Origin of the sequence: Campylobacter sp. 2457A (assembly GCF_020135895.1) — a bacterium.
Taxonomy (GTDB): Bacteria; Campylobacterota; Campylobacteria; order Campylobacterales; family Campylobacteraceae; genus Campylobacter_D; species Campylobacter_D taeniopygiae.
The window spans coordinates 18,729-35,550 of record NZ_JACHTO010000007.1 but is presented as its reverse complement, the minus strand read 5'-3'; the positions used below and the strand labels follow the sequence as shown (position 1 = coordinate 35,550).

Below are 16,822 nucleotides of genomic sequence, written 5' to 3'. Positions count from 1 at the left end.
ATTATTATGCAAAATAAGATCTAATTTGCTCTATCCAAGCATCGATTCTTGCTTCTGTTTGATCTTCTTGATTGTCATTATCTAAAGCAAGACCTACAAATTTATCATTTACAACAGCATCACTTGCCTCAAAACTATAGCCATCAGTTGAAACCTCTCCAACTAAATTAGCACCTGCATTTTTTAAATTTTCAGCTAATTTTCCCATACCGCCACAAAAAGTATCAGAATAACTTTCGCTATCACCCATACCAAAAACAGCTACTGTTTTACCACTAAGGCTAAGTCCTGAAAAATCAAAGCCATCCCAATCATCTTGCAAATCTCCACTTCCCCAAGTTGAAGTTCCACAGATTAGTTTATCATAAGAATTGATTTTAGCTGCATCAATATCTGCAATATTTAATACATCACTGATTCCCAATTTTGAAGCGATCATATTCGCTGCACCTTCGGTGTTACCCATAGCACTTCCATAAACTACTGCTACTGACATTTATTTCTCCTTATAAGTTGATTTGATATTTTATACGGAACTAATTTTACCATAGTTTTGTTTAAATCATACAAAAAATGTTTTATTTCAATAAAATGTTTAAAATTTTCATTGCGAGGGCAAACAATGTATAATTTTTCAAAATTATTTTTTTCAACAAAAGTTGATATTTTTTGAATTTCATTTTCAATTTTCAAATTATAGATATCAATTTTCTTACAAAGTGCCCAAATAGCAAATTTTTTATTTACCACAATAATATTTCCCTGCTGATCAATCATCTCATCTGGATTTTGCCTAGAAATTTTATCATACACATAATCACTAAATAAACTTTGCGCATCAAAATATAATCCATTGCGATAAAATTTTAGAATTTGATTTAAATTGTATTTTTTTAAATTTCTTGTTTGAAAAATCAATCTTCTTTCTTGAAATTCATTACTTTTAAAAATAGTTTTAATTTTTCCAAATTTTGCTTTGGAAATATCTTTTATAAAATTATCAAAAGCTTCTTGAATGCTTTTGGCTTGTTTTCCATAAATAAGAGGAATTTTCATCTCATCTTCTACGCAAGAATTATATTGAATTAAAAAAGTCATTATAAGATATTTTTTATCTAAAGAACGATAGATTTCAGGAATTATTTCTCTATTTTTTTCAAAACCAAACAACATTAAAATCCTTTAAAATCGCACATTTCTTTATTTAAATTAAAAATTTTACAATACTCGCAATACACACAATTGACACTTCTTTTAGCACAAACTAATGGAATTTTTCTTTTTTTAGCCTCGTTTTTAATTTTTCTCATGGTATTGTGATTTAAAAAACTTGTCAGCATAACTATACACTCTGTATCACAAGGAATAGGTTTGCGATTAACTCTATTTTCATTACGCGCGTCCCAATGTTCAATTTTCTTAGCACCCAAATCATGCAAAACAGCCTTTATAGGAGTAATTTCATCCGCACCGATAACTAAAACCGACATATATCCTCCTTATATATTTTGATAATTATTATTATAATATGAATTAACTAAATTTATTTTGAAATTTATTATCAAAATAAATTTTATTTCAAAATTTGTCAATTAATTAAGTTAATTTTAATTTTTATTAGAATACAATTTATCAATTAATAAAAATTATTATTTAGGAGAAATTAAAAATGAAAAGAATGACAAATGATTTTGGAAATATTATCGCTGATAATCAAAATTCTTTAAGTGCTGGTGCAAAAGGACCTTTACTTTTACAAGATTATTTATTACTTGAAAAACTTGCACATCAAAATAGAGAAAGAATTCCTGAACGCACAGTACATGCTAAAGGTAGTGCAGCTTATGGGGAAATGAAAATCACTGCTGATTTATCCGCTTATACTAAGGCTAAAGTCTTTCAAAAAGGCGAAGTTACTCCGCTCTTTTTACGTTTCTCAACAGTTGCGGGAGAATTAGGTGCTGCTGATGCTGAACGCGATGTTCGTGGCTTTGCTGTTAAATTTTATACCAAAGAAGGTAATTGGGATCTAGTGGGTAACAATACTCCAACTTTTTTTATCCGCGATGCGTATAAATTTCCTGATTTTATTCACACTCAAAAAAGAGATCCTCGCAGTAATTTAAGAAGCAACAATGCTGCTTGGGATTTTTGGACTCTATGCCCTGAAAGCTTACATCAAGTTACTATACTTATGAGTGATAGAGGAATTCCTGCAACTTATCGTCATATGCATGGTTTTGGAAGTCATACTTATAGCTTTATCAACGATAAAAATGAAAGATTTTGGGTTAAATTCCATTTTAAAACCTTACAAGGAATCAAAAATCTTAGCAATAAAGAAGCCCAAGAATTGATCGCCAAAGATAGAGAAAGTCATCAAAGAGATCTTTACAATGCTATTGAAAAAGGCGATTTTCCAAAATGGAAAGTCCAACTTCAAATTTTAGCTGAAAAAGATACAGATAAACTTGGATTCAATCCTTTTGATTTAACAAAAATTTGGCCACATAGTGTTGTTCCTTTAATGGATGTTGGAGAATTGATTTTAAATAAAAATCCACAAAATTATTTCAATGAAGTCGAACAAGCTGCTTTTAGTCCTAGCAATATAGTTCCTGGAATAGGTTTTAGTCCTGATAAAATGCTTCAAGCTAGAATATTTAGTTATCCTGATGCGCAAAGATATAGAATAGGTACAAATTATCATCTTTTGCCCGTTAATCGCCCGAAAAATGAAACAAACACTTACAATGTAGCTGGAGCAATGAATAGCGATAGCTATAAAAATAAAGAAGCTTATTATGAGCCAAACAGTTATGATGATAGTCCAAAAGAAGATAGAAGTTATCTCGAGCCTAATTTATTTTTAGAAGGATCAGCACAAAGACATGCCCCGCTTGATGAAGATTTTTACACCCAACCAAGAGCTTTATTTAATCTTATGAATGAAAACCAAAAAGAGCAACTTTTTGAAAATATTGCTAATTCCATGGAAGATGTTAATGAAAAAATTATAGATAGAGCTTTAAAGCATTTTGAAAAAATTTCACCTGATTATGCCAATGGGGTTAAAAAAGCTTTAAAAAAATAATTTTTACTTACCGCCTTAGGCGGTAAAATAAAGATTATTAATATTTAAGGAAAAAAGATGACAACTCTTAGCATAGAAGAAGAAAAAAGATTTGAACAATTATGCAATATGGCTTTTAATTTTGCTAGAAATAATGACCATAAAAATCTTAAAATAATGATAGAAGCAGGATTAAATGTCAATCTAAAAACTCATAAAGGCGATACCTTGCTTATGTTAGCCGCTTATAATAACTCTTATGAAAGCGCAAAAATGCTTTTAGAAAAAGGTGCAAAGGTTGATGAAAAAAATGATCGCGGACAAACCCCGCTTGCTGGAGTTTGTTTTAAAGGATATTTACCTATGTGTAAGCTTTTGGTAGAACATGGTGCAAATATTGATGAAAATAATGGATTGGGTATGACTCCTTACACCTTTGCTTTAATGTTTGGACGCAAAGAAATTTCAGCCTTTTTGTTAAAAAATTCTAAAAAAAGTTTCTTAAAGAAAATTTCTTTTGCTGTATTGAATTTCATAAAAAGAAAATGATTATTTTTTAAACTTTTTTAAATACCTATAAACGCTAGGTTCTGAAATTTTTAAAAATTTTGCAACGATAGATACAGCACCTTTGATATTAAAAATACCCTTTTCATAAAGGGTTTTTGCGATTTCTTCTTTTTGAGTAATGCTAAGTTGATAATTTGAATTTAAATAACTCATATCAATATTTTGAGCTAAAATTTCTTCTATAGATCGACTCAACGTTTCTACATTGGCCAAACCATTAATTTCTAAATTACTGCTTTCATCTTGGCTTAGAAATTCGTCCATATCGTCTAATTTTTCTATATCTATGATTTTGCAAATTACCTCTCTTATAACGCTTGTATCATGATTTATACATAAAATTCCCACGAGTTTATCAGCGTTTTTTATAAAAAAAGTCGAACCTCTTACGAGTTTATTTTTTCCAATTAAAGCCTTATAATCATGTAAAAAATCTTTGTTTAAATAAGCTTTTTTTTGTATAAGTTCGCTTGCAAAAGCACTCAAAGGAGATTCTAGGGTTCTACCGCTAATATGATTATTTTCAATAGCAGCGATATAAGCACCTTTTTTATCTATGACATGAAAAACAACTTCGTATTGTTTACCTAAAACTTGCCCTAAAAATTTTGTTAATTTGATAAATTGTTCCTTCTGTTTTTCATCCATAAGCTTTCCTTTAAAAAATAAATAATATTTTATTATCATAATAATAAAATATTGACAAATTATTCTTAAAATGATAATATTCTATTATAACAATAATAATTTAATACTCAAGGAGAAAAAAATGTCAAATTATCCAAAAGCTATTGGACCTTATTCAGCTTATAGAGAGGCTAATGGGTTGTTATTTATTTCAGGACAACTTCCTATAAATCCTAATTCTGGAGAAATAGAAAGTGAAGATATAAAAGAACAAACCAAACAATCGTTAAAAAATATTGGAGCCATTTTAGAAGAAAATGGAATTTCTTACGATAAAGTATTAAAAACAACTTGCTTTTTAGCTAACATCTCAGATTTTACTGCTTTTAATGAGGTTTATTCTGAATTTTTTCAAGCTCCCTATCCTGCAAGAAGTGCGTTTGCAGTTAAAGATTTACCAAAAGGAGCAAAAGTGGAGATAGAAGTTATCGCTTTAAAAGGATAAATATGCTAGGTCTTGGTTTTTCACTTTTAAGTATTTTTTTACTTATTTTCATACTTTATAAAAAAGTCAATGCTCATATGGCATTGCTTTTAAGTGGATTTTTTTTACTTGGCATAACAACAATTACTTCGTTTTTAATCCGTATATTTCCAGAATCAAATATTCAAATAAGTTATCCTCACATTTATACTTATTTAAAAAGTATAGATTTTTATAAATTAGGGCACCCTATCCTTGAAAAAGGATCTTTAAATTTAGGTTTTTTTAATATTTTTGAAGTTTTTAATCAAACTTTATCAAGCACTTTAGCAGGTCTTGGGCTTACTTTGATGTGTATAGCAGGTTTTTCTGCTTACATGGATCATGTTGGTGCTTCTTATGCTCTTTTTAAAGTTTTTGAAAAACCTTTAAAAATGGTAAAATCACCCTATATTTTGCTTATACTTGCATATTTTATTTCTCAATTTTTGGTTCTTTTTATACCTTCTCATGCTGGTTTAGCGCTTTTGTTAATGGTAACTATGTATCCGATATTGGTTAGAACGGGAGTTTCCAAACTTTCTGCTTTAAGTGTAATTGCAATTTGTCAATATATCGATCATGGGCCTGGAAGTAGCAATGTCATCATGGCTTCAAATGTAGCTAAGATCGATCCTGCATTCTATTTCGTTCATTATCAACTTCCCACAACTTTACCCATCATTATAGCTGTAGGAATTTCTATTTATCTTTGCAATTATTTTTTTGATAAAAAAGAACATTTTGTTTTCGATCCTAAAAAAGTTGAAGAAGAACTTAACGAAAATAAAGTAAAAGAAGTCAAAAAACCACCTAGAATATATGCTCTTTTACCTATCGTACCTTTAATTTTAATCCTAGGTTTTAGCTCTGTACTTGATAGTATTTTGGCTTTATTACAAATTCATTATCAATCAAGCATTAAAATCAATGTTTCTGTTGCTATGATGATTTCAACTTTTATAGCAATTATTTTTGAGATGATACGCTATAAAAGCGTTATTGAAACTTTAAATTCAATAATGATTTTCTTTAAAGGCATGGGACATTTGTTTGTGATTACAGTTTCACTTATTGTTTGCGGTCAAGTATTCGCTAGCGGACTTTTATCGGTTGGTTTTGTAGATACTTTGATAGAAATTTTAAAAAATGCAGGTTTTGGAGCACTAGCTATTATTGTTGTTATTTCTATACTTCTCGCTTTTTGTGCTTTTTTAATGGGGTCTGGAAATGCGGCATTTTTCAGTTTTGCTTCACTTATCCCAAATATAGCAAAGCATTTTGGAGTTGAAACCATTTCCATGATAGCACCTATTCAAATTATGACAGGTTTTGGAAGATGTGTCAGCCCTATTGCTCCTGCAATTTTAGCTATATCTGCCATGACAAAAGTTAGTCCCTTTGCAGTGATAAAAAGAACAGCTATTCCTATGCTAGTAGCAAGTATTGTAAATATCATAATGACTTATATTTATCTTTAAAAAGGAGAAAAAATGAAACCAAAAACTAAATTAATCCATCAAGGAAGAGGGGATCAAAATGCCGAAGTAAGATCAGTAAATCCAACTTTAATGCGTGCATCGACTATACTTTTTAAAGATCATGCAACTTGGCAAAAATATAGAGAATTAAGAAAAACTGAAAGAGTTTTAAGCTATGGAGCAAGAGGTACAGCTACTAATTTTGAACTTGAAAAACTCATTTGCGAATTAGAAGGTGGATACAGAGCTCAACTTTTCCCTACTGGACTTGCAGCTTTAGCTATGGTGCTTTTAAATTATGCGAGCAAAAACGCACATTTTTTAATTACGGATGCAATTTATGGACCCGTTAGAACCATTTGTGATAAATTTTTAGAAAAAATGGGCGTTGAAGTTGATTTTCTAAAAGCTGATGCGAACGATATAGAGGAAAAAATCAAAGCTAACACTAAGCTGATTTTATGTGAAAGTCCAGGATCTATACTTTATGAAATCATTGATTTGCCAAAGCTTTGCAAAATCGCACATTCTCATAATATCCCAGTTGCTATTGATAATACTTATTCAAGTGGATATTTTTTAAATCCTTTGGAGCTTGGAGTTGATATTTCCGTTATCGCAGCAACAAAATATCTAAGCGGACATTCAGATGTTACCATGGGTATAGTCATTTGCAACCAAAAAGAATGGAAAAATTTCAACGAACTTCCAGAAGCTTTTGGTTTTACTACAAGCCCTGATGATGTGTATCTAGTACTTAGAGGAATGAGAACTTTAGATGTGAGAATGAAAGCCCATGAAAAAAGCGCTGATGAAATAGTTGAATTTCTAAAAACTAGAAAAGAAATTAAAACTATTTTTTATCCAAAACTTAAATCTCACCCAAATCATGAAATTTTTATGCGTGATCATAAAGGAAGCAATGGAATGATCACTATAGAATTCAATGATGGATACAATCAAAATGATGCCATTGCTTTTGTGGATTATTTAAAATATTTTTCTATAGGAGCAAGTTGGGGTGGATATGAAAGCTTAGCTACGGTAACAACCCCTCCTAGAACCGCAAGTGATTGGAGTAAGAGAGGTCCATTTGTGAGATTTCACATAGGATTAGAAGATACTAAAGATCTTGTAGCTGATTTAGAACAAGCTTTTGAAAAAATTAAAAAGGAGAAAAAATGACTGGAATAAGTGTATTTGATCATAAATTATTAGCAGACTCTTGGAGTACTCAAGAAATGCGTGCTATTTTTTGCGAAGAAAATCGCATTCAAAAATGGCTTGATGTTGAAGCAGCTTTAGCAAAAGCTCAAGCAAAACTTGGAATCATCCCTAAAAAAGCAGCCGATGAAATTGCTAAAAAAGCATATTATAAATTTATGGACATGGAATTTATTTTTGCAGAATTTAAAAAAACAAAGCATCCCCTAGTTCCTACAGTAAGAGGATTAGAAAAAGCTTGTAAAGATAATTTAGGCGAATTTGTTCATTTTGGAGTTACCACTCAAGACATCATTGATACAGGTATTGTATTGCAATTTAAAGAAGCCATGCAAATTATTAAGCAAGAATTAAAAGCTATTGCAAAAGCCTTAGTAAAACTTGCTAAAACTCACAAAAATACTGCAATGATGGGAAGAACCTTGGCTTTACAAGCCTTACCAATAACCTTTGGACACAAGGTTGCTATTTGGCTTAGCGAACTTGATCGTCATTTTGAAAGAATATTAGAACTTGAAAAAAGACTTTATGTTGGAAGTATCGTAGGGGCTGTTGGAACTAAAGCAAGCTTAAGCGAAAAGGCTAATGAAGTTGAAAAACTAACTTTAGAAAATTTAGGTCTTTGTGTGCCAAATATTTCTTGGCAACCTGCACGCGATCGTTTTATAGAATTAGGATATGTTTTAGGTAATATCAATGCAACTTTCAATAAAATCGCTCATCAACTTCTTATACTTTCACACAATGAAATTGATGAAGTAGCAGAACCTTTTGGAAAAGGTCAAGTAGGATCTAGCACTATGCCTCATAAAAGAAATCCTGCAGTCAGCGAAAATGCTGTTACGGTAAGCAATGCTTTAAAAGCAAATTTAGCCATACTTAGCGATATAGAAAGACACGAACACGAAAGAGATGGGCAGGTTTGGAAAATGGAATGGAAGCTTTTACCTGAAATGTTTTTAATGCTTTCTGTAGTTTTAGCTAATATGAAATTTGCTTTAAGTGATTTAGAAGTGAAGAAAGATAAAATGCTTAAAAATTTAAATACTCTTCATGGTTTTGTTTTGGCAGAACGCGTTATGTTTGCTCTAAGTGATCACTATGGCAAACAACATGCGCATGAAATCGTTTATGAAAATGCTATGTTAGGTATCGAAAAACAAAAAACTTTCAAAGAAGTTTTACTAGCTGATAAAAGAGTTTCTAAAGTTTTAAAAGAAAAAGAAATTGATGCTTTACTTGACGCAACTACTTATGTAGGTTATGCACCAAAACTTGTGGATGAATTTTTAGCAAAAATCAAAAATAGTGCTATTTTGAAATAGGAAAGCAAATGTTTTATAGTGAAAAATTAGCTGAATTTATTATGAAATTACATTTTGATGATATACCTCAAAATGTAATTTGCAGAGCTAAAGAACTCATGCTTGATAGCCTTGGGACAGCCTTAGCTGCCCACAAAGAAGAATGTGTTTTAAATGCTTTAAATGCCTTAAAAACCGAAGGAAATACAATCGTTTGGGGACAAGAGCAAAAAATAGATGCCATTAATGCAGCCATGCTTAATTCAATCGCTTCTCATGCTCTTGATTTTGATGATACTCACACAGAAGCGATTTTACATGCTAGTGCTTTTTTAACTCCACTTTGCTTAAGCTATGGTTTTAGTGTTTGCAAAGACGCAAAACAAATTTTAAAAGCTTTTATTATTGGTTGGGAAATAGCCGCTAGAGTGGGTATTGCGAGTAAAGGAAGTTTTCATAAACGTGGTTTTCACACAAGTGCTATTGCTGGAATTTTTGGAAGTGTAAGTGCAAGTGCGGTTTTGCTAAATTTAAACAAGGAGCAAATTATCAATGCCTTGGGTCTTACTGGAAGTTTTGCAAGTGGAGTGAATGAATTTTTATCCAATGGATCTAATTCTAAAGTTTTACATTTAGCAAATGTTGTAAAAAATGGTATTTTGGTTGCAAATTTAGCTAAAAATAATATGAGTGGGCCTTTGAGTATTTTTGAAGGAAGAGATAATATTTTTAAATGCTTTGGCATAGAAGAAAACTCAGATAAAACAGAACTTGATAAAGCTTTAGGTCAACTTTGGCAGATCATGCAAGTTTCTATCAAACCTTATCCAAGCTGCCATTTTACGCATGGTTTTATTGAGTGTGCTATTTCTTTAAAAAATGATGGTTTAAAAGCCGATGAAATAAAAAATATCCATTGTTTTGTTGATGAGGTTCCTATTTCTTTTGTTTGTGATCCAATTGAAAAAAAATATCAACCAAAAACTGCCTATGAAGCTAAATTTTCCTTACCTTTTTTAATGGCTTTAGGTTTTTTTGATGGTAAAATTACATTAAATTCTTATGAAAATTTAACGCGTAAAGAACTTATAAATTTTGCACAAAAAATCACTTATGAGAAAAAACAATCTACAGGATTTCCAAAATATTTTCCAGGACATATAAAAGTAACTTTGCAAAATGGACAAGTCATTCAAAAAGATGTTTTTATTAATAGAGGAAATTTTGATAACCCTTTAAGCTTTGAAGAATTAAAAGAAAAATTTTTAAACAATGCCAAAATGAGCCTTACAAAAGAAAAAGCTCATAATGTGCTAAAACAAATTATGAATTTAGAAAATCAAAAAGATTTTACACTCTAGTTAAAGGCTTTTGTTTAAAAAACAAAAGCCACTTATAGATTAACAATTTTTGGATTGTTAAATTCTAGCACATCCTTAACACTCTTTTCAAAAGCTTTTAAAACACTAAAAGCAATGCCTTCAAAATCAAGCCCACCGCAAAGATAAATTAAAGGCATACGAAAAGATTTACTTACATCAAGCTTAGGTTTTTCACCACTCAAATTTAATTTAAAATCATAAGGACTAGCATGTTTAAAAGTATAATTCTGTGCTGCATTTATAAAATCTTCTTTATTTTTTAAAAATTCTCCCTTAGCTAAAATAAAATTAATTTCAAGATATTTCCAAAAATCACTTGAAATATTTGAACTTTCATCAAAATTTTTCTCTATAAAGGCATAGTTTGCTTCAAAACTTTTTTTATAATTTTCAACCAATAAAGCTCCTAATTTATTTTTAGCTATATTTTGCAAAATTAGCTTTATATTGGTTTCAAATTCAAAATCTATACTCGATAAAGTCTTGATTTGCTCTTCTAAAATAAATTGAGTTGAGAAATCTTTATTTTGCAATTTTGCATAAGAAAAAATGTTTGCCATAGGTTTTTCATAATTGCCAAATTCATCCCAGAAATTCTTTTCACTACATGCGATACAACCATGCCCAGAGGCAACTGGCCAAGAGGTTTTAGAATTAAATTTAACTTTTGGACAATTATTGTAAGTATAAGGACCCTTGCAACCTATTTTAAAAAGGCAGGCTCCATTTTTAGCCGCTTCATCATCAAAATGTTCTGCAAAAATTCCGCTTTCAAATTTAGCTTTTCTTTCACACATATCATGCAAACATTTACCATATGCCCATACAGGACGATTTTGCTCATCTAATTCCGGAAGAATTCCAAAAAGTGCAAAAAATGCCAAATTTGCAACAATATTTACATCACTTGGAGGACATCCTGGGATATTAACCACTTTTTGAGTTAAGACTTCAGAAATTCCACAAGTCTTACTAGGGTTTGGATATGCAGCTTGAATTCCCCCATAAGAAGAGCAAGTTCCAATTGCATAAATAGCCTTAGCTTTTTTAGCTAATTTTTGTAAAATTTCATGACCACTTTCAGCATTAGCACCTATGGTTAAGAAAAAGGTATCAATCGCAGCAACTCCACCTTCAACAGCCAAAAGAAAATCTTGATCTAAAATATCTTCTATAAGTTCTTCGGCTTTTGTTCCATTTGCAGCCATCAAAGTTTCATGATATTCTAAAGAAAAAAAATCAAATATAAATTCATCAAAACTCGGTAATTCAGAACGCAATAAACTCTCACTGCAACCGGTGCACTCACAAAGATGAAGCCAAACTACTTTCATTTTTGGAGCGATTTCAAAAAATTGTTTAGCCAAAGATGGAATTTCATTTCCTAAAGATAAATGCTTAACAATAGTTTTTACACTTTCTTCATTGATAATCTTCTCATCTTTTAAACCTGAATTTTCAATTTCAACTATACGATTTTGAAGTATTATTTTTAATTCTTCATTGCTAAGCTTTGCCATGTTTTATCCTTTTATATTATCCCAGCAAAGAACAGTATTACCCTGTTCATCTTTTTCAACATCACCCATTCCCATAATATTATATCCTGCATCTACATAATGAATTTCTCCACTAACCCCGCGAGATAAATCGCTGAGTAAATACATCGCTGAATTTCCAACATCTTCTATACTAACATTGCGTTTTAGTGGTGCATTGACTTCATTATATTTTAATATCATTCTAAAATCCCCTATTCCACTAGCGGCTAAAGTTTTTATAGGACCTGCTGAAATAGCATTTACACGAATTCCTTTAAGACCCAAATCTCTTGCTAAATAACGCACAGAACTTTCAAGTGCTGCTTTTGCTACACCCATAACATTATAATGTGGTACATATTTTACCCCGCCAAGATAGCTTAAAGTCAAAATAGAAGAATTCTCATTCAAAACGGGTAAAACCGCACGGGTTAAAGAAAGTAAAGAATACACAGAAGTTCCCATTGCTATATCAAAAGCTTCTTTTGAAGTTTGTAAAAAATCATTTTCCAAAGCTTCTTTAGGAGCGTAAGCAACTGCATGCACAAGAAAATCAATATTTCCCAAATCTTTTTTAATTTTATCTCCAATACTAGATAAATGTTCTTCATTATTAACATCAAGTTCATAAACAAAATGAGAACCAAGTTCTTCAGCAATAGGCTCTACGCGTTTTTTCAAGGCATCATTTAAAAAAGTAAAAGCTAAATCTGCACCTTGTTCGCGACAAGCTTTTGCTATACCATAAGCAATTGATTTATTGTTAGCAACTCCTACAATCAGACCTTTTTTACCTTTCATTATCATCTTTTATCCTTTGATTAGTTTTATAAAATTCTCAACCTTTAAAGCAGCAGAGCCTATCAAAACTCCTCCGCATTCTTTAATACTTAAAATTTCTTTTATATTGCTTTCATTCACGCTTCCACCATAAAGCAAAGGTGCTTGAGTTAAAGTGGCTAAATACTCAAGAACGCTGCTAATATCTTTAATATCTGCACTCACTCCTGTTCCGATAGAATAAATAGGCTCATAAGCAATGATTAAATTTTCATATTTTAAATCAATTATATCAAGTTGGGATTTTAAAAATTCCAAGGTTTTACCTGAATTTTTTGTTGTTAAATCCTCTCCTATGCAAAAAACTATTTTAAAACGATGCTCTTTTGCAAAATCAAACTTAGTTTTTATCAAAGCCTCATCTCCTAAAATTCGTCTTTCAGAATGCCCGATTAAAACACATTTAATGCCAAATTCATCTAAATGCTCTTTTCCAAGTTCGCCTGTAAAAGCTCCATTAACACAAGGATAAAAATTTTGTGCTCCTTGTATAAAGTTGGTTTGAGACTCCAAAAAAGCAATACTAGGTGGAAAAACGATAATATCGTCACATTTTGTACCCATGGTCTTATTTAAGACATCAGCATAATTTTTAAAACTTGCCCTGGTATGATTACACTTTAAATTTGCAGCAAAAATCATTTAATTCTCCTTTGCTCTTAAAACCTTAATACCTGGAAGTTCTTTACCCTCTATAAGCTCAAGAGAAGCACCTCCACCTGTTGAAATAAAAGTCATTTCATCCGCATCACCAGCACGTGCAACCACATCAGCCGTATCTCCTCCGCCCACAACAGAAGTAGCGTGCCCCTCGCTGATGTAATGACTCATTTTTATACTGCCTTTTGAAAATTTATCAATTTCAAAAACACCCATTGGACCATTCCACCAAATTGTTTGTGCATCAGAAATCGCTTCTTTAAAAAGCCTTACACTAGCAGGTCCGATATCTAGCCCCATCCAACCGCTAGGAATTTCTTGAACGGGTGAAAATTTCATAGGCGCTTCTTGAGAACAAGAAGGAGCAGCAACAACATCTACAGGTAAATAAATTTTCACTCCTAAATTCTTGCCCTTAGTTAAAATTTTATGCGCTTCTTCTAAAAGCTCTTCTTCTAAAAGCGAATTTCCCACATCATATCCTAAAGCTTTTAAAAAAGTAAAAGCCATACCTCCGCCAATAATCAGCTTATCAACCTTAGGAAGCAAATTTGTCAAAGCTTGTAATTTTCCACTCACTTTAGAACCCCCTACGACTGCAACAAAGGGACGTACTGGACGTTTAATCAAATTGATCGCAAAGTCAATTTCTTTTTGGAGTAAAAATCCTGCTCCTTTATGATCTTCATCAAAAAATTCAGTGATAGCTTCAACACTCGCATGTGCTCTATGGCAAACCCCAAAGGCATCATTGATATAAATTTGTGCCATAGAAGCAAGCTCTTTGGCTAAATTTTTGTCGTTTTTAGTTTCACCTTTTTCAAAACGTAAATTTTCAAGCATTAAAATTTGACCCGCTTTCAAGGTAGAAACTTTGTTTTTTGCATCATCTCCGATAACATCTTTAGCCATTATGATTTCTTTATCTAAAAGCCTTGATAATCGCTTAGCAATAGGATCTAAAGAATATTTAGAATTAAGTTCTTTTGGGCGGCCTAAATGTGAAGCTAAAATAATACTACAACCACGATCTAAACAATATCTAATAGTAGGAATAGCTGAACGAATACGTCTATCATCTGTAATATTTAAAAAATCATCTTGAGGAACATTAAAATCACATCTTATAAAAACTTTTTTATGATCTAAGTCAAGATCTTTAATAGAAATAATGCCATTCATTTTAATTCCTATTTGCAATATAAACGGCCATATCGACTAAACGGCTTGAATAACCCCATTCATTATCATACCAAGCGATCACTTTTATCAAATCATCCGCTATAACTTGAGTCAAATCACTGGCTACAATCGCACCATAAGAACAAGTGATAAAATCACTTGAAACACGCTCTTCATCATCCACCATTAAAAGACCTTTTAAATTTGAATCCGAAGCCTTTCTAAAAGCGTCATTGATTTCTTCTTTTTTAACTTTACGATCAAGCAAAACAGTTAAATCAACGCTTGATACATCAACAACTGGAACACGCATACTTTGGCCATGAAGCTTTCCATCAAGCTCTGGCATAACAAGTTTCATAGCCTTAGCAGCACCTGTAGAAGTTGGGATAATATTTTGCGCCGCAGCACGTGAGCGACGCTTATCTCTAGCTTTAGCATCAATAATGCTTTGACCATTAGTATAAGCATGTATGGTTGTCATAAGTCCTTTTTTGATTCCAAAATTATCTTGTAAAACTCTACAAACTGGCCCTAAGCAATTTGTGGTGCAACTTGCATTGGAAATAATTTTTTCGCCGTGATAAAGATCAGAATTAACACCTAAAACATAAGTAGGGGTATTATCCTTTGCGGGAGCACTCATTATAACTTTTTCTATGCCCATGTTTAAAAATTCTTGACATTTTTCTGTTGTTAAATGCGCTCCTGTGCATTCTAAAACAATTTGGGCTCCATATTTTGCAAAATCAAGATCTTTAACACTGCGACTTTTAAAAACCTTGATTTTTTTATGATTGATTATTAAATCATCATCTTCGCTTTCTACACTTCCTTTGAATTCTCCATGGACCGTATCATGTTTAAAAAGATATTTTGCAAGCTCTATATCGGTAGTATCGTTAATCGCTACAAGCTCTATATCATTCCTTTGTAAAATTATCCTCGCAACGCATCTGCCTATGCGTCCAAAACCATTAATAGCAACTTTTACGGCCATTTTATTTTCCTTTGCAAATTTTTTATGTTAATATTCTACTAAAAAAAGGTTAAAAAATAGATGAAAATCGCACTTTTTGGGGGCAGCTTTGATCCACCACACAAAGGGCATGATGCTGTCATAAAAGAAGCTTTAAAAACTATTGACATTGATCAATTAATTATCATGCCAACTTTTATTAATCCATTTAAAAAAGGATTTTTTGCTGATGAGGAAAAAAGATTAGAATGGGTGATTAAACTTTGGGGAAATTTAGACAAAGTAAAAATTTGTGATTTTGAAATCAAGCAAAAACGCCCAGTCCCAAGCATAGAAAGTGTAGAATATCTTTATAAAATTTATAAGCCAAGTCAATTTTATTTTTTAATTGGTGCTGATCATTTAGAAAAACTCCATCTTTGGCATCAATTTGAAAAATTAGCTTCTTTGGTTGAATTTGTCATCGCTAAACGAGATAATATAGAAATTCCAGAACAATTTAAAGATTTAAAAACCGATATTAAAATAGCCTCTTCGTTTATAAGAAACACCCTAAATACTGATGAAGTGTGTGAAAAAATTAAAGATGAAGTGCGAAATTATTATAAAAAATTTCAAAAAAATTGATACAATTTCAAAAAATTAAAGGAAAAAAATGCAAGAAAGAATTGATTTAATTGTTAAAATTTTAGATGAAAAAAAAGCAGAAGATATAAAAACTTTTGATATGAGTAAAGAAGAATATTTTGTAAAATACGTTATTATAGCTGCAACCTTGGGAGAAAAACACGCTTTATCTTTAATTGATGAGCTAAAAACCAAACTCAAAAGCAAAGGTGAAGAATTTTTAAATATAGACAGTAGTGAAGAATGGAGTGTGATTGATTTGGGTGATATTTTAATCCATCTTTTAACACCTGAACATAGGGGAATTTATAATATAGAAGAATTATTAGAAAGTCTGAAAAAAAAATAAAACTAATTAAAACAAACATTCTCTATGATTTTTAAACCATAGAGAATAAATTTTCAAATCAAAGATGATCAATATATTCTTCAATTTCTTTTTTAATTTGATGTTTTTGCTCTTTTAAAGCCTTTTTCTTAGCCTTATACTCAACCTTACTCATATAATCCTTTTTTTCGTCTAAAGCATGAAGTTCTTTTTCTATTTTTTCCACTTCTTGCTCTTTTAGCTTTTTAGCCTCTAGCTTTTTATCGTAAAAAAGAGGATCTTTACTGCAGTCATTTTTAACTTCTTTTAAAGCAAGCTCTAGGCTTAATTTTCTCGCATTATCATTATGAATTTTTGCAAATTCTATTTCTTTATTGATGCGTTCTATTTTTTTATCGCATTCATTTGCAAACGCCATAGTGCATAATGCGGCTATTAAAATCCATATTTTTTTCATCAATCACTCCTTAAAATAAAATCT

Annotated in this window: 19 protein-coding genes; 9 read left to right on the top strand and 10 right to left on the bottom strand. The window is 31.1% G+C overall.

Annotated features, from left to right (window positions below; translation table 11 throughout):
• Nucleotides 1-4: 4 nt before the first annotated feature.
• The 3 genes from H2280_RS03535 to H2280_RS03525 are packed head-to-tail and all read right to left on the bottom strand — an operon-like array spanning nt 5 to nt 1,490.
• Nucleotides 5-496, bottom strand: coding sequence for a flavodoxin (locus H2280_RS03535; RefSeq protein WP_137623761.1), 492 nt, complete (start codon nt 494-496; stop codon nt 5-7).
• The gene (locus H2280_RS03530) at nt 487-1,173 is read right to left on the bottom strand and encodes a hypothetical protein (protein ID WP_337215689.1); all 687 of its coding nucleotides are present in this window, start codon (nt 1,171-1,173) and stop codon (nt 487-489) included. Before H2280_RS03530 ends, H2280_RS03535 begins: the two co-directional genes overlap by 10 nt.
• A complete protein-coding gene (locus H2280_RS03525; protein ID WP_137623763.1) occupies nt 1,173-1,490 on the bottom strand; it encodes a DUF2325 domain-containing protein in 318 nt (105 codons plus the stop codon). The genes H2280_RS03530 and H2280_RS03525 overlap by 1 nt, the downstream gene beginning before the upstream one ends.
• 179 nt (nt 1,491-1,669) lie before the next feature.
• On the opposite strand from H2280_RS03525, the gene H2280_RS03520 reads away from it, so the two are divergent.
• Both H2280_RS03520 and H2280_RS03515 read left to right on the top strand, forming a co-directional pair.
• Complete coding sequence (locus H2280_RS03520; RefSeq protein WP_337215688.1) at nt 1,670-3,094, top strand: catalase; 1,425 nt, start codon at nt 1,670-1,672, stop codon at nt 3,092-3,094.
• A gap of 57 nt (nt 3,095-3,151) precedes the next feature.
• Nucleotides 3,152-3,622, top strand: a complete 471-nt coding sequence (locus H2280_RS03515) for a Cj1386 family hemin-binding protein (protein WP_137623765.1) — start codon at nt 3,152-3,154, stop codon at nt 3,620-3,622.
• Here H2280_RS03515 and H2280_RS03510 read toward each other — a convergent pair whose 3' ends face one another.
• Complete coding sequence (locus tag H2280_RS03510; protein WP_337215687.1) at nt 3,623-4,291, bottom strand: helix-turn-helix transcriptional regulator; 669 nt, start codon at nt 4,289-4,291, stop codon at nt 3,623-3,625.
• Nucleotides 4,292-4,412: 121 nt separating this feature from the next.
• Here H2280_RS03510 and H2280_RS03505 point away from each other — a divergent pair, with 121 nt between their 5' ends.
• Genes H2280_RS03505 through H2280_RS03485 form a run of 5 tightly spaced genes read left to right on the top strand, consistent with a single transcriptional unit; the run spans nt 4,413 to nt 10,163 of the window.
• On the top strand, nt 4,413-4,775 hold the full coding sequence (locus tag H2280_RS03505) for a RidA family protein (protein ID WP_137623767.1): 363 nt from the start codon (nt 4,413-4,415) through the stop codon (nt 4,773-4,775).
• A gap of 2 nt (nt 4,776-4,777) precedes the next feature.
• Nucleotides 4,778-6,274, top strand: a complete 1,497-nt coding sequence (gene dcuC, locus H2280_RS03500) for a C4-dicarboxylate transporter DcuC (RefSeq protein ID WP_337215686.1) — start codon at nt 4,778-4,780, stop codon at nt 6,272-6,274.
• Between the two features lie 12 nt (nt 6,275-6,286).
• The gene (gene metC / locus H2280_RS03495; protein ID WP_337215685.1) at nt 6,287-7,459 is read left to right on the top strand and encodes a cystathionine beta-lyase; all 1,173 of its coding nucleotides are present in this window, start codon (nt 6,287-6,289) and stop codon (nt 7,457-7,459) included.
• Entirely contained in the window at nt 7,456-8,823 is a 1,368-nt protein-coding gene (gene purB, locus H2280_RS03490; RefSeq protein WP_337215684.1) for an adenylosuccinate lyase, read from the top strand. Before metC ends, purB begins: the two co-directional genes overlap by 4 nt.
• A gap of 8 nt (nt 8,824-8,831) precedes the next feature.
• Entirely contained in the window at nt 8,832-10,163 is a 1,332-nt protein-coding gene (locus H2280_RS03485; protein WP_337215683.1) for an MmgE/PrpD family protein, read from the top strand.
• 32 nt (nt 10,164-10,195) lie between these two features.
• Here H2280_RS03485 and H2280_RS03480 read toward each other — a convergent pair whose 3' ends face one another.
• Genes H2280_RS03480 through gap form a run of 5 tightly spaced genes read right to left on the bottom strand, consistent with a single transcriptional unit; the run spans nt 10,196 to nt 15,407 of the window.
• Complete coding sequence (locus H2280_RS03480) at nt 10,196-11,704, bottom strand: hydrogenase small subunit (protein WP_337215682.1); 1,509 nt, start codon at nt 11,702-11,704, stop codon at nt 10,196-10,198.
• A 3-nt stretch (nt 11,705-11,707) separates the two neighbouring features.
• Nucleotides 11,708-12,532, bottom strand: a complete 825-nt coding sequence (gene fabI, locus H2280_RS03475) for an enoyl-ACP reductase FabI (protein WP_137623773.1) — start codon at nt 12,530-12,532, stop codon at nt 11,708-11,710.
• A gap of 3 nt (nt 12,533-12,535) precedes the next feature.
• The gene (locus H2280_RS03470) at nt 12,536-13,207 is read right to left on the bottom strand and encodes a triose-phosphate isomerase (protein ID WP_337215681.1); all 672 of its coding nucleotides are present in this window, start codon (nt 13,205-13,207) and stop codon (nt 12,536-12,538) included.
• On the bottom strand, nt 13,208-14,407 hold the full coding sequence (locus H2280_RS03465; RefSeq protein ID WP_137623775.1) for a phosphoglycerate kinase: 1,200 nt from the start codon (nt 14,405-14,407) through the stop codon (nt 13,208-13,210).
• A gap of 1 nt (nt 14,408) precedes the next feature.
• A complete protein-coding gene (gap, locus tag H2280_RS03460) occupies nt 14,409-15,407 on the bottom strand; it encodes a type I glyceraldehyde-3-phosphate dehydrogenase (RefSeq protein WP_337215680.1) in 999 nt (332 codons plus the stop codon).
• 60 nt (nt 15,408-15,467) lie between these two features.
• Between gap and nadD the strand changes: the two genes are divergently transcribed.
• Complete coding sequence (gene nadD / locus H2280_RS03455; RefSeq protein ID WP_137623777.1) at nt 15,468-16,013, top strand: nicotinate (nicotinamide) nucleotide adenylyltransferase; 546 nt, start codon at nt 15,468-15,470, stop codon at nt 16,011-16,013.
• 28 nt (nt 16,014-16,041) lie between these two features.
• The gene (gene rsfS, locus H2280_RS03450; RefSeq protein WP_337201036.1) at nt 16,042-16,362 is read left to right on the top strand and encodes a ribosome silencing factor; all 321 of its coding nucleotides are present in this window, start codon (nt 16,042-16,044) and stop codon (nt 16,360-16,362) included.
• A 58-nt stretch (nt 16,363-16,420) separates the two neighbouring features.
• On the opposite strand, the gene H2280_RS03445 is transcribed toward rsfS, so the two are convergent.
• Nucleotides 16,421-16,798 (bottom strand): DUF1090 family protein, encoded by a 378-nt coding sequence (locus H2280_RS03445; protein ID WP_137623779.1) that lies wholly within the window; start codon nt 16,796-16,798, stop codon nt 16,421-16,423.
• Nucleotides 16,799-16,822 lie beyond the last annotated feature (24 nt).

Bases quoted from the DNA above. Each gene is read 5' to 3' on its own strand.
- H2280_RS03530 (WP_337215689.1), bottom strand. From the start codon at position 1,173: ATGTTGTTTGGTTTTGAAAAAAATAGAGAAATAATTCCTGAAATCTAT.
- fabI (WP_137623773.1), bottom strand. From the start codon at position 12,532: ATGATAATGAAAGGTAAAAAAGGTCTGATTGTAGGAGTTGCTAACAAT.
- rsfS (WP_337201036.1), top strand. From the start codon at position 16,042: ATGCAAGAAAGAATTGATTTAATTGTTAAAATTTTAGATGAAAAAAAA.
- metC (WP_337215685.1), top strand. From the start codon at position 6,287: ATGAAACCAAAAACTAAATTAATCCATCAAGGAAGAGGGGATCAAAAT.
- purB (WP_337215684.1), top strand. From the start codon at position 7,456: ATGACTGGAATAAGTGTATTTGATCATAAATTATTAGCAGACTCTTGG.
- dcuC (WP_337215686.1), top strand. From the start codon at position 4,778: ATGCTAGGTCTTGGTTTTTCACTTTTAAGTATTTTTTTACTTATTTTC.
- H2280_RS03525 (WP_137623763.1), bottom strand. From the start codon at position 1,490: ATGTCGGTTTTAGTTATCGGTGCGGATGAAATTACTCCTATAAAGGCT.
- H2280_RS03515 (WP_137623765.1), top strand. From the start codon at position 3,152: ATGACAACTCTTAGCATAGAAGAAGAAAAAAGATTTGAACAATTATGC.
- H2280_RS03505 (WP_137623767.1), top strand. From the start codon at position 4,413: ATGTCAAATTATCCAAAAGCTATTGGACCTTATTCAGCTTATAGAGAG.
- H2280_RS03480 (WP_337215682.1), bottom strand. From the start codon at position 11,704: ATGGCAAAGCTTAGCAATGAAGAATTAAAAATAATACTTCAAAATCGT.
- H2280_RS03470 (WP_337215681.1), bottom strand. From the start codon at position 13,207: ATGATTTTTGCTGCAAATTTAAAGTGTAATCATACCAGGGCAAGTTTT.
- H2280_RS03485 (WP_337215683.1), top strand. From the start codon at position 8,832: ATGTTTTATAGTGAAAAATTAGCTGAATTTATTATGAAATTACATTTT.
- H2280_RS03535 (WP_137623761.1), bottom strand. From the start codon at position 496: ATGTCAGTAGCAGTAGTTTATGGAAGTGCTATGGGTAACACCGAAGGT.
- H2280_RS03510 (WP_337215687.1), bottom strand. From the start codon at position 4,291: ATGGATGAAAAACAGAAGGAACAATTTATCAAATTAACAAAATTTTTA.
- gap (WP_337215680.1), bottom strand. From the start codon at position 15,407: ATGGCCGTAAAAGTTGCTATTAATGGTTTTGGACGCATAGGCAGATGC.
- H2280_RS03465 (WP_137623775.1), bottom strand. From the start codon at position 14,407: ATGAATGGCATTATTTCTATTAAAGATCTTGACTTAGATCATAAAAAA.
- H2280_RS03520 (WP_337215688.1), top strand. From the start codon at position 1,670: ATGAAAAGAATGACAAATGATTTTGGAAATATTATCGCTGATAATCAA.
- nadD (WP_137623777.1), top strand. From the start codon at position 15,468: ATGAAAATCGCACTTTTTGGGGGCAGCTTTGATCCACCACACAAAGGG.
- H2280_RS03445 (WP_137623779.1), bottom strand. From the start codon at position 16,798: ATGAAAAAAATATGGATTTTAATAGCCGCATTATGCACTATGGCGTTT.